This window comes from Prevotella sp. oral taxon 313, from assembly GCF_003043935.1.
GTDB classification, from domain to species: domain Bacteria; phylum Bacteroidota; class Bacteroidia; order Bacteroidales; family Bacteroidaceae; genus Prevotella; species Prevotella jejuni.
On record NZ_PYXE01000001.1, the window covers coordinates 2,838,828 to 2,852,558 of the forward strand.

Genomic DNA, 13,731 nt, shown 5'->3' on the forward strand with positions numbered 1-13,731 from the left:
TTCTATTCTATAATTTCCCAGAAGCCACTTTTATCCGAGCCGACTCTACGAAGATACTTGCCACGCATAAATTCAATATTACGCATGATTGTACTACCACTCAATCCTATAATAGAAGCCATTTCTTCCTTTGTAATATAAGGGTTTTCTACCATCAGTCGTAAAATAGAGATACGATTCGCTGTAAGTTTATCCCCCTGTTTGGCTGCTTTTGCTATTAATCTATCTATAGTATCATTGGAATTTATAGTTGCATTTTCGGCATTTACAGTCGCGTTTTGAGCATTTACAGTATCTTTTGGACTATTTGCAGTTGCATTTACAGTTGCATTTTTGGTATTTACAGTCGCATAGCCATTGGTTATAGACCGATGTATAACTTTTGGAACTGTAATTTTAAGGATAAAATCATCCAAATGATATGTAGGGATTGGCGACCTATTAGCTTCCAACTCTCTACACACACGATCCACACCCTCACCAAATTCTTTCACAAAGTCGTACGCTTTGAGGAATTGGGCAATTTTTGGATTGCGAGAGAAATGTGTATGACGGATGTTAGAGGGCTTGACCATTCCAGGTAATCTGCCCGGAGACTCGAACACAAGCCGATCATCAAGCATTTTGATTTGAATTTCCGTACCCTTAATATTGTAGGCACGGTGACAACAAGCGTTAACTACCATTTCTTGTATCACAAACTTTGGGTAATCTCTATGGGTTACGAACTGTCCATGCTGCCCAAGGAACGTATGCTCCTCCACTTGTGTTTCAAGATAAGCTATCGTGGCTTTCACTTGATCAAGTATCGTTCCTTCAAAGGTTACATCCTTAATCACATTCATATCTGCACCCACTTGTTCCTCTGTACCTTTATAGCGAATAAAGCGAGTGCGTCCACGAGGGAAGAACTTCTGGGGATATTTGCCAAATAGCAGAATACAAGCCACACTAACTTGCTCTTCTCCCTTTGCGTTTATAGTCAAGAATCCATTGTTCTCTTGTAGATATTGCTTTGCAGACTTGGTATAACCTATCAATTCCGTATATCTTTCGACAGCAGCCATATCAATATCATCTACCGTAGCACCATACACAGCCGTATCCTCATAATAACGCTCGCCCTTGTCGTACATCAACTGTATACGCTCTTCAAAAGACAACTTTCTACTCTTATCACCAACACGCATATAGGCTTCGTCTGCCTGATTAGCGTGTAGCTCCGAACTTGCAGGGATATACATCAACAAGATATGGTTGTCGTTCCCATCCTTATCAGTACAGGGCAGTAGGTTGCTGGTAATAGGCACAGAAGGATTACAGAAATCTAAAGGAACACGCAGCAACTCATTCAGCTTCTCTATATGTTGATCCACGCCTTCTATCTTCCTCGTCTTATCAGACACACCAATAGCAATCGTTCCGCCATCAGCATTTGCAAATGCCACGATGGTGATAGCCAATGCCTTCGGATCTATTTGAATACTTTTGCAGTCAAATGTCTGATCTTCTTTACGGAGTATTATTTCTTGTATAATCATCTTATTCATTATTCTCTGTGTCTCCACTTTCAAAAACAACACCGATTGCCTCTGCAAATTGTCTCAATGTAATATCTTTTGTATTATCAACAATATTATGTAGTGTTTGCTTAAAGTCATTCGCAGCATTACCTGCATGATTTATCAAGGATATATAGAATTCTTTCTGTTCTAATATAATATTCCGGCAATCTTCACTACTTATAATTGGCTTCAAAATTTTATCAACAGAATCTCCAGCCCTATCCTCTAGTTTTCCTTGTGTCCTAAACCATTGTTCAAAGAATTTAAATTTTTCCCTATCGATAGAAACCCTCCCATTACAATAAGAATTTCGTATATCTGATATTATTGAATATGTAGTGCATTTATCAATGCTATTGATTATCTTGGAGTAGTCTTCTGGCAAAGGGAGAGTCTGTACATTATTACCAATATCTTGTAATATTTTCTTACCGAAGTCGGAAATATTAGTAGGCAAAGGATGCATGAACTCTGTTCCGACGAACTCGCGTATAGCTATAAACCAATAATATGTCGTACGACTGTTTCGTTGAGCATATAATTCTTCTGTAGAAACTGTATTAATTGCTTCAATGACTATTTTATTTAATTTCTCTGTCAGTTCATTCTTGTATTGAATAGACAACTTATAAAACGATGCATTTGGAATAATTTTCTGAATATTATCATTAGTTATATTCCCATCTACATTATTGCTCCAATCAGACAGTTGATCTAACATTTCTTTGTCTGAAACACCAATCCTATCCTTTATTTGAAAGTACAGAGGAAGAATATCTTCTATCAAAAGATGTTCTCCTTTTCTGTTTTGAGTCATATATTTTAACACATCATTCAGTAGGCTATTATCCCAATTGAGACTCTTTTGTAGAAGTTCTCCATAATCTGCATAGTAATCAATAACTCCTGCTATTTCAGGAATGCATGATGTATTTACTGATGATACCGGTTGACCTTGTGCTAATCTCATGGCAACAATATCAATATAACCTTTTTGTGTTGGTTCTATTTGTTGCATTATAGAACTAACTGTCTGTGAGGTCAAGCTTTTTTGTAATGGTTTTTTATCTGATAGCTTTTTATAAGTTAAAAATATCTCCCCAATAGAAGAAGCTTCAACTTTATCTTCTTCAATATACAATTCTATGGCATTTATTAATTTAGGGAATTTATAATTCGTATCACCGTCCAATAAAGCTATTACATCAGAATAAGAATAATCACCAGTGTTCAATTTCTCAGATAAATATGCATCAAAAGAGGTCGCGACAGTATGAACACGATATTTTTTATATTCATCCTTTGCCTCTCGTAAGTAATCAATGAAGATTTCTGGATTTACATTTTTATCCTTTACCTGTGTTAATTGGCATGAAATGTTTTCTTCTATAAGATATTTTTCCAATTCTTTCAATGAAGCAAAATATGCATTGCCCTTAAATTCAGAAAAATCGTAAATCTTTAGGTAGAAAGCTTCTACAATCCTTTTAAGGGTTAGCTGATCTTTAACTTTTGAGAGTATGACTTTGTATTCATTTGTTAACATCTGCTTTTCTATTGGCAATTGCACCTTTCTTAGAGCAATGGAATTCCATATTTTCTGTATATTCGCATTATTTTTATTTAGTTTGCCAATACAATTGATTAAATTATCAACAGGAATATCATCCCTATTGATAGCAACATCTTCTAAAACTGCGTCAAAAGAAATATTTGACTCAGCATACTCATTAATATCATATCCTTCTGTTTCTGAAATACATTTTTCAATATATTTTGTCAATGGGATCTGCCTTGCAAGTTCAACATCTACCCCATATACTAAAGCTGCTATTTCTTTTTGCATTTGCATGTCATTATTGACAATAGAGCTTACATTTTTCAAATATTCACCAGACAAAATTTGCGTATTAGGATGTTCTAATATATCATCTTGAAATAGTAAAAAAACAGCCATGTTAATAAGAGAAATATCATTTGCCCGCTCTTGCTTTAACGCTACAATTGCATTTATATACATAATAATATCCCTAACATTTGCGTCAGGCCTTACCATACGACATAATCTATTTATCGTTTCACGAGAGTCCTCTTCCGCATTTCCAAATGCCTCTATAAAAAGTTTTTCAAATAGATTACGATAATCCGTAATAACAGGCGGTGCAACTCTATATATTACTGGAAATGTTTTACTAATAAAAAGTTGGGTAAGTTCCTTTGCCTCATCAGCCTTTTCATTTCCAAAAGCGCAGGCCAAATGTTTTTTATCAAAAGGGATAATCGCCCAAATATTCTCAAATCCGTCATCAGCAAAAAAAGTATGAATAGAAGACCATAGCTCCTTAACTTTCTCAGCAGGTAGACGATCCATATTATCAAATACAAGTATTAACTTCGGTTTGTTGTTATTCTTAATATAGTTTGATATGTCCATCATCCATGCCTTAAATTCTATGACCGTTGGCTCATCTTCACTTAAAGTTTCATAGCAAACATCATTTTCAATCTTATCATTATATATGGCTAATAAATAACTAAGACCATACCTGTGATTTCTTAGATACGCACATAACCATACGATTAATCCTATGATAACAGGAAGAGCTGAAATAATAATAGAAACTATTGTCTGCAACCAATTGGTAGAAGTTGGCTTGATAACATATGAAATATAGGTAAAAATAGGGGTCAAGATTGCAACTAATGCAGTTGCAGCCATGCCATTACTAATTTGGGGATACTTCTCTGTAACTTTTTCTGTTTTCCTAGCTAATAAGTACTTTAGTTTCTCCGCCCAAGAAACCGTTTTTTCTCCTCCACCTTTTATTCTAATTGTAGAATTGCCAGACAAAAATCTATCATCTATTAATTTAGCTGTCAATAGTTCTAAAATGGAACGTCTTTGTAAGTCTTCTTGATGCCCCCATGCGTCGTATTCAAAGAAATAATATTTATCAGACAATTCTTTCTCTAATAGTCTTACCAAGTTTGTTTTACCAGCCCCCCATTCTCCTTGAATACCAATAATTTTGGGCAAGGCATCTTCTTTTGGTAGAACATCATTCTTAATAATCTGCCGTGCAATTGCTTTTGCAAGTTTTGTCTGAGATGCGCCATCAAACTTATCGAACCCTTTAGGCCGATTCTGAATGAATTTTGGGAAAAGGTTATTCATATTATACTCCTTTTTACTATATTTCTAATTTATAACTCATTCAAATACTGCAACAACTGCTTGACAGTAATTGCACCTTCTATCTCTTTTGTTTGGAATACCATAAAATATTTATAGTCGCTTCCAGCAAGGTCGGCCCATTTATTACCAAGCCAAATCTTGTTCTTCGAATCATCATTGACTAAATGGTCGCCTTTTGCCTCTACAAGAATAGTGTTTCCAGACTTCATACGAATGATAAAGTCGGGGTAATGATTGATATACCCATTAATGCAGAAATCCTTCTTTTCTCGATTACGATGCCAGAACAAGACATTGGGATTATCAGCTATGGCAGAAATGACATCGTATTCAAAGTCATTGACCGTTTCTTCGGCAACATACAACCCTTTATCAATGCCGACCATTTCTTCTTTTGGCATTGCAATAGCATCAATAAAGGTATAATGCCCTTTAAGTTGAATCTTTCCCACATTTAACCATTGCAGGAAAACCTGTTTTTGGTAATCCTTTAAGAGAATCTCTATTTTTTCTTTGATGGCATCTCGTGTCAAGTAGAGGTTGTCCACCAAACTAGCAATAGCGTCGGTATCGAGTCCAGAAATCACCCTATCTATGTATTTCTTAATATCTGGCTCCACAACATTGTCAAACTTAACCATACTTGCAATTTGCTTGCTTAACATCTCTTTCTGAGTGGTTGCGGACTTATCCATATATTGCTGTCGAATAAAGTCTATGGCTTGCTGATTATTGCGGCGCACTGGCACATAATCATCGCCAGATTCCGCAACATCGATAGTAATACCCTGTGGGCGGACAATGGTGAAATCCACAGTAGCATCCTTTGAAGGCAAATCAAAACCTTTCGTCAACATCGATTTTTCCAAAGGAATCCATTCCTCATCGGAGAATATTGATGCAACAGTCTTTGTGTAGAAGACAGGGAGGTTTATTTCTGCTACTACCTCTTTATAACTTTCATTGATAGGATAATACATTTCTGTTGGTATAATAGCCGCAAGTGGATCGATGTTTCCACTTTGTGACTGTTCATTTATTTTCTGATTATACTCATTGCCCATCTGCTCCGCCTGCTTTTGTAAGTCTTGGATATATTTACTTGGAGCATCGTTCTGTATCGTTTCTTTGATTGTAGCTACCTCTTCTATTGATAATTCGATAGCATCCTCTACCTCATTCTTTTTCTCCTGATTTTGTGGCTTATCAAACAAATTGGGAATACTTTTCTTTTCTTCTGCAACACTATCCATATTTACTTCACGGAAGTCTTTTTTGCTGAATCCCGCCTTTTGTAACGAAAGAATGATTCTCTCGACTGTATCACGGAAGTCATTACTGCTTGTGAAAACATAGGAAAGATTGAGCAAAGGATTCTGATGCTGGGTGGTATATGGCTGACGGAGTATGCGCCCCAAAATTTGTTCTACATCAACACGACTTGTTTTGTTCGCCAATGTTGCCAAAATGTAGGCAAAGGGACAATCCCAACCTTCTTTCAGCGCATTTATGGTTATAATGTATCTTACTTCACAAGCACGACTCATCAAGTCAATGCTCTTTAATTCGTCTTTATTAGCCGTCTTGATTTTGATTTGCTCCTCAGGAATACCAAAACCAATAAGGTTGTTTTTTATCTTATCAAAAGTAATGTTGTCGTTATCAATCTTTGGTTGAGCTTGAAATAATACAATTGGACGGATGTATCTACCACCATGCTTTTCCATCTCAACGGCATGTTGTTCCAGACTATTACGCATTCGGATGGCACTAACAAGCACATCTTTAGGCGAGTTGCGATTTTCCACGATAACGGGAAGTTTCACCATGTTTTCACGCTTCAGTTGCATGGCATCTACAAAACTGATGATATTGCTATTGTCGCGTGGAGTTGCTGTCAATTCCAATATGAATCGGGGAGATAGATTGTTGAGCAGTTCTACTCTTAGATCGGCCTTGAAGTTATGACTTTCATCTACTATCACCAACGGGTTCTGCTGGGCTATCACCTGTATGAGTGCCGTTGGGTCTGCATTGTCAATCAACTGGTCTGGGTGAACATAATATTGCGTATGTTCAAGGAAGTTTCCATTCTCTCGAAAAGCACGAGGTTTCAATTGCTCTACACTTTTGTCTTTCTTCACACGGATGGTTTCCACAAACGACTGGGCACTTAACACGAAGATGGTCAGATTATCGTGCATCTGTACAGGGCTAATGCCTTGCCCCATCAGCGCAGCCTCCTTGTCCACCACTGTTACACGGTGGGAAAATAATGCATCTATTGTTTGACGATAGGGATGAGTGGCATCCTGTAATTTCTCCAAAGTTTGCTTGAGAATGGTATCGCTGGGAACAAACCATGCCACAACCCGATTAGGAGTACCTGTTTGCAGGTTATCCATAATCCTTTTAATAGCATTGCAGGCAATGAATGTCTTGCCACCCGCTGTAGGAACTTTCAGCGTTACACGCGGCGCACCGTTCACGGTATTGACATAGGGATGCAGATAGCTGTTACTGAATCCGTTCACCGAAACTCCTCTGTTTCCCCAATATTGAGAATAGGCTACAGAGAGACTTTTGCTACCATTCAAAGTCTCAATATATTGCTCCAAATCTCGGAGCACTTGGTGTTGATATTCTTTCAGTTGCATACTTTAAAATCTATTGATGTCACGAGGAATCTTCTTGAATGTAATATTCAATTGCGCCAGCTGCTCTTTACTAATCGTGCAGATATCAGCATAAATCACATAATGGTCTGCAGTCTTGGGTACTATGTTTAATGTGTCATACGACAAAGTTGTGATCTCATTGGGCTCGTAATAAAAAAAATAGCCCGTACCATCCTTGTAGTCTAACAGATAGGGATAATCCACTGTTTGCTGATTTGTCAGGTAATCGTGGGTCTCTGTATAATAAATGTATTCACGCATCTTTCCTATACCGACCTGCTCGTTTAGGTTACCATCTTCATTGAACAGAGGAGAACCTAATTCGTAGTAATCGAAAGAGCCCCCCAAGCCTTCAACAGCTTTCTTCCCTTCTCCGTAGCCTTTGATTACCCGGCGTATTCGTTCCGCAGTAATACTTTCTGCATAAGCTTCCATTTCTATTAAGATAAACTTTCTGTTGCCCTTCGTATTAAAATTAACATCTAACACAGAATGAGCTGTCGTTCCTGAGCCTGCAAAAGAATCGAGGATAATACTATCATCATCAGTTGCAATTTGAATCAGGTGTTCTATCAATTGGAATGGTTTAGGTGTCGTAAAAGGAATTTGTTCAGAGAAGATATTTTTTAAATTGTTCTTGGCGATTTCATTTGTAGCCACATCAGCAGCAAAGAGAATGGTTTCAGGGGTTAATCCTCTATCTTTATCATTTAGATATGTCTTCTTTCGCGGAACATTATTACCACTTTCTCCAAACCAAATTCGTCTATCGGCAATAGCTTGCCGCATTACCTCTTCTGTATATAACCAACAGCGTCCATTTGGTAAAGTATGTTTTTTTCCGTTTGGAGCTATCAATGTGTAAAATTGGCTTTCAGTGGCATGTCCTGCTTGTGCTGTTGCTGGGTCAGACTTCCATAAGCCACGTGGGTCATTATCAGGGTTTTGATATCTACTCAATGCTTCTTTCGACATGGGTAAGAGATGCAGGCATCTATCTGTCTTCATTATATCTTTACAATAGCAAAGGATATAATCGTGACGACATGAAACAACCTTTCTATTCTCTCTATTTTTTCTTTTTTCCCAAATAAAAGTGGCTACAAAATTTGTGCTGCCGAAAATTTCATCACAAATACACTTTAGATTCGCATATTCATTATCATCAATACTTATAAAAATAATTCCTGTACTGGATAATAGCAACTGGAGTAGCCTTAGCCTTGGATACATCATGCAAAGCCATTTATCATGCCTGCTAAGATCTTCGCCCTCGACACCTACCACTTCTCCGAGCCATTTGCGTATGTGTGGGTCATTCACATTATCGTTATACACCCAGCCCTCTTCGCCTGTATTATAGGGAGGATCTATATAGACGCAATCTACTCGTCCCTCATATTCTGGTAATAATGCCTTTAACGCTTCGAGATTATCTCCATGAATAATCTTATTTCCACTATGAGTTTCAGAGGTATCAGAAGGCTTGTCTCCTCGATACCCATATTTGTGTTCCAACACACGGAAGGGTACCTCCGCATGATGGTTAACAACCTTATCTTTTCCTATCCAATGTAGTGTAGGCATATCTCAATTTTATATATAAAACTTAAAAGGTAATACACCTGTGTCTAAATCTTTTCCTGCTGTCAATATTTCTCCTATTGAGTCTGCAAATTTTAATGTTACAGGTAATCCATCTCCATAAATACATGCATTATAATTGAGTTTTGTCAAACTCATAATATCTTTGCAAACAATATCAATATTTGCATTTCCACGGGTGATTTGAATATCAATAGGATTCGGAGTTTCCAATCCAATTTGAGTTTTAAACCTTGGAATATAACCTTTGGTCCACAAAAGGGCTTTATATTCATCATATTGGAGCATTAGTCCTCGCGGCACACAATAAGAAAATTGCCGATACAATTTGAAGGTGTTGTTACTTCTGATTCTTACACCAATTATTTTTGATTTGTTACATGAGGCTTCTTCAAAACCTGCCCACTCTGCATCATCAAAGTATGTTCTTGCATGAATAAACACTTCTGATGGATAGGATCCAAATTTACTAAAATATGATTCTAATGATTGGCTTATTATATTATATGCATCCTCTTTTGACAAATGAAACTCTTTGGTCTGTGGGTTCCACCAAGGTCCGACATTGCCTTTAAATACCATACCATCTCCAGAATCAAGGAACATTTGTGCCGCACAACAGGCATTCCTGTTTTTTTCATCAGTTTTTTTATAAACTAATCCTAAATAACAGACTCCTTCTCGAACCTCCCCCATTTTCCATGGCAGTCCTCCAAGCTTATAATATATGGCAGATGCTAAGTTCCAAGCTTTTGCAGTTCTAACTTGTTCTTCTTTCTCTATTTGTTTTTCAGACAATCCAATATTTGATATTTTTGAATCTCTGATAATTTGCGTCGCTATATTACTCCCTAACAGTCTTGCTTTTAACTGGTTGTGAAAATTTATTTCATATTCATAAGCTTCCCTTATTTTATCATCTTCTTTCTGAAACTCGGGAAAGAGATTCTGATTATTTGGATTTAAAATCTCTTTTGAAAACTTAGTGTGTATATTATCCTCAGCTTTCTTAATTTTTGATTGTGGTCGGCCATAAGTAAAAATAACTTCTGGAATAACTACTAACCAAAGGTTCACGGGAATTTCTTCCTCTTTCATGTAAGCCATCAAAGGATCTACATATAAATTCACAAGTTCATGAATGCGAATATGTGCATTTGTATGTCTTAAAGCCGATTTAATATTTTCTTCTTTTACATCTATTTGCGGTATATTTCCAAAATTCACAGCTATCCCCATTGTAGATTCAATTCCAGGAAAAATAGGATACTTTTTAGAATCTTTAATTGGCAGTATTTGTTCATGCAGTTTTCTAAGATAATCTGTCATAGATAATCGTGCCGCTGCGGGTCCAATAATACCCAGTGTTATTGAACCTTTTAACTTCGTCTTGTCAAAAGGGCCAAATAACATCAGGCCATCTCTCGGGTCTATTGCCTTTTGGTTACAGCCAAATGTTAGAAATGGTTCTTCTATGTATTTAATAATTGGCTCTATCATTCTGTTTTATCTTCATCTATCAAGTCTACAATGTCATCTTCACTCATGGTGCTACATGGGTCATAATAGCCATATTCACTCCAAAAGGTTTCTGTCCAATTTTTCATTTCAAGCATATCATTAGACTGGCTTACTGAAAGCTTTATCTCTTCATTATTATCTTGTAAAGAAAATAAAAGTGCTATCAGCATATCCCTCCATTGTTCATTGAAAAAGGTTTTCCCTTTATTTCTTCGGTAAGAGTGTTGAGTTGAATCATTATCTATAATATTCACCCCATCTTGAGTAAATATCAAATGCGACTTAATAGAAGCCCCAATAAAAGGATGAACGATTGGTTGTATGGATATTCCGTAATGCCAAAAGCCTTTATCTTTATATCTGCCACCTAATGATTTTCTTTTGTTTTTTGAGGAGTATTTATATTTAAAATGAATGGGGATTGGCTTTTTCTTATATATAGGTCGATAAAAAACATATTTTTTATTAGATAGCTCCGTTTTGCGATAACCTTTATTCCTAATAATTTCCGAGATTAAATATCTCAAGAAATCTTTAAAATGATTTACTACATCCTTGTGTGTAGGGAAGCTATCAGAATTGAAGCCATATAAAATTTGTTCGAGAGAGAAAGAATATACCGACTGTGGATGAACATCAAAACTTTGTCCCTCTTTATCTATTAGATATGACAATCTATCATCAAAAGAAGATAATGTATTTGCCAATTGAGCTATAGGAATATTTATGTTCGCTTGTCGAATATAGGTAGCCTGTTCTTTATTGAGGAATTGATACATGTAAAATTTCTGGGGAATTGATTTTACACTCCACCAAGAAGTATAGTATAATTCTTTCTTCAAGACAATTGATGAATCGGTCGAATATGAAGTTTCGTACCAATTTGATAGTGAAGATTCTATATCTGTACTATATGTTACTCCATCTTTATCTAACTTCTTAAATAGCTGTACCAATCCTTTTGCCCAGTTCCCAACAAATGGGATATGATTGATATTGGGTAATCCAATTACAAGATTATATGCAGAATCATCAATATGTAACGGAATAACAAACTCTGTGTCATTCTTTATTCCTACAAGACTTTTGGCATATTCTAATTCATCTTCGATACCTTTTTTGAATATACCATCACGTACGATATTTTTAGAATAAACTAGCAAAACTTTTCGAGAGGAGTAAATTGCTGTCTGTATGGTTTGCCAGAAACGTTCTCCTCCAAGAAGTCCATTTTTGTCAATCCATACTTGATAGCCCCGCATTTCTAAACGAGAAGCGAGCCATATGGTAAAGTCATTATCTTCTGGTGTCGCATGACTTATGAATATTTGATCTTTCATCTTAATATCACGATACTCGTTTATATATGAGGATTAAATATCCTCTGTCCACAACAAATCATCAACTCTCACTCCCAATATCTTTGCCAACTGAATGAACATTTCAACATTGGGTTGGGCAACATTCGTTACCCACTTTGATATAACAGCAGGGTCTTTATCCAAGATTTCTGCCAGTTGTTTATTGGTCATTCCTTTTTCTGCGAGAACCACCTTTAAACGGTTTATTTTCTTGCGTTCCATACTTATGTAACTTGATTACGCCATAAAATTACTCATTATTTTTCAGAATGTATCTCTTTTGAGTAAAAAGATGGTTGTTACTAATCAAAAAAATGTTCTTTAATTCATTTTTCTTGTTATAACTTCAATTCTGGCAAACTATTAATAGCCTCCGACTTTAACTTATCCACAGCACGAGTATATTTCTCGGTATGCTTCAATCCGCTATGCCCTAAAAGACTTGCAACGGTCTTGATATTGGCACCATTATTCAAGATATTCACGGCAAAACTATGGCGGGCACAATGCCAGCTGATGTGTTTATTGATACCTGCACGCTTTACCCATCGCTTTACGGATTTGCAACAACTCTCGTATGTGGGTAAATTGAAAATGGAAGTATCTAAGTCTTCGGGAGCTTCTCCTATCAATGAAAGCAAACCATCGTTCAAAGGGATAACCACACCACTATTGGCAGAATGTCCTTTGGTTTTATTCTGCTCAAACTTCAATAGGCGATTGGTGTAATCAATGTTCTTATAGGTTAGATCTTTCACATCGCAGAAGCGCAAACCACAATATAGGCATAGAATAAAGGCTCGTCTGACATTGGGATTCTCGTTGTCGTAATGACATTGAATTAAAGATTGGATTTCGTCCATAGACAGCACATCCTTGCGCAAAATCTGCTCATCGACCTTGCACACCACAGCCTTACATGGATCTTTCAACATCACTTCATGGTCGATAGCATAACGCACCACTTTCTTGAAACGCTGGTAGATGCTCTTTGCACCTTCACCAACACTTCGCGATTGCAGATATTCCACAAACCGTTCCATCATTTCTTTGGTTATCAGATTGGGCTTGATACTATACTCATAGAGAGGGTAGTGCTCTTTCAGAAAGTCTTTAAAACGATTCAAGGCTATCTTTATCATTCGCAGGTCTTTCTTGGTATAGCTATCAATGTAAGCCTGATAGTAGTCTAAGAAGTTAATACTCCTATCTTTTTTCAAACGATAGCCAAGCATACTTTCCTTAAACTGTTGTTCACGCTCGGCACGAATTTTAGCAGCCAATTCAAGTGTTTCTTTATTTTGCTGTCGCTCGGCAGGGGTACGGGGCTTGGCTATCAAATACAACTGCAAATTCTCTTTTCGCCTGTTGTGTTTGATGTGAACTTTGGGCTTGCCCATCATCTTACCTGTTTCATACAAAACAGGATTACCATTATCGTCTAAAACAGGCGTTTCTTCTCTACCGAGATAATACTCCAAATAGAGACTAATCCGACCATCAACAAGCACATTTTGCTCCAATTTCGGGTTTTCCTTTGCTTTATTCTCTAACTTTGCCATAATTGATAGTTATGTACCTAAATGTGTATCAGACCGAGTAAATCATTAACTCGTTTATTTTCAGATGCTTTCTTATTTTGCAAAGATACTAAAAAGTTTCGAATATCAAAGTGTACTAAAAGTGTACTATCTAACCAAAAACAGGCAAAAATGGGCTAATTTGGCAAAAATAAGAAAAAATGCAAATTGCTGATTATCAGCATTATATATTCTTTTCATTTCTCTTGTTTTCACTACCTTGTA

The 13,731-nt window shown here is 36.5% G+C and carries 8 protein-coding genes; all 8 read right to left on the reverse strand.

Annotated elements, in window-relative coordinates; translation table 11 throughout:
* Window positions 1–2 precede the first annotated feature (2 nt).
* The 8 genes from AXF23_RS11150 to AXF23_RS11185 all read right to left on the reverse strand — a co-directional run bounded on the left by AXF23_RS11150 (window position 3) and on the right by AXF23_RS11185 (window position 13,488).
* Window positions 3–1,541: an RNA-binding domain-containing protein gene (locus AXF23_RS11150; RefSeq protein WP_107625876.1), complete on the reverse strand. Its 1,539-nt coding sequence runs from the start codon at window positions 1,539–1,541 to the stop codon at window positions 3–5.
* A gap of 1 nt (window position 1,542) precedes the next feature.
* Window positions 1,543–4,740 carry a P-loop NTPase fold protein gene (locus tag AXF23_RS11155; protein WP_009433953.1) on the reverse strand — a complete coding sequence of 1,066 codons (3,198 nt, stop codon included), beginning with the start codon at window positions 4,738–4,740 and terminating at the stop codon, window positions 1,543–1,545.
* 29 nt (window positions 4,741–4,769) lie between these two features.
* Window positions 4,770–7,418, reverse strand: a complete 2,649-nt coding sequence (locus AXF23_RS11160; RefSeq protein WP_107625344.1) for a DEAD/DEAH box helicase — start codon at window positions 7,416–7,418, stop codon at window positions 4,770–4,772.
* A 3-nt stretch (window positions 7,419–7,421) separates the two neighbouring features.
* Window positions 7,422–9,026 (reverse strand): site-specific DNA-methyltransferase, encoded by a 1,605-nt coding sequence (locus AXF23_RS11165; RefSeq protein ID WP_009434003.1) that lies wholly within the window; start codon window positions 9,024–9,026, stop codon window positions 7,422–7,424.
* 9 nt (window positions 9,027–9,035) lie between these two features.
* Entirely contained in the window at window positions 9,036–10,544 is a 1,509-nt protein-coding gene (locus AXF23_RS11170; protein WP_004381192.1) for an argonaute/piwi family protein, read from the reverse strand.
* On the reverse strand, window positions 10,541–11,905 hold the full coding sequence (locus tag AXF23_RS11175; RefSeq protein WP_009433915.1) for a toll/interleukin-1 receptor domain-containing protein: 1,365 nt from the start codon (window positions 11,903–11,905) through the stop codon (window positions 10,541–10,543). The genes AXF23_RS11170 and AXF23_RS11175 overlap by 4 nt, the downstream gene beginning before the upstream one ends.
* A 33-nt stretch (window positions 11,906–11,938) precedes the next feature.
* Window positions 11,939–12,148 (reverse strand): helix-turn-helix transcriptional regulator, encoded by a 210-nt coding sequence (locus AXF23_RS11180; protein WP_004381194.1) that lies wholly within the window; start codon window positions 12,146–12,148, stop codon window positions 11,939–11,941.
* A 116-nt stretch (window positions 12,149–12,264) separates the two neighbouring features.
* Window positions 12,265–13,488 carry a site-specific integrase gene (locus tag AXF23_RS11185; protein WP_107625345.1) on the reverse strand — a complete coding sequence of 408 codons (1,224 nt, stop codon included), beginning with the start codon at window positions 13,486–13,488 and terminating at the stop codon, window positions 12,265–12,267.
* Window positions 13,489–13,731 lie beyond the last annotated feature (243 nt).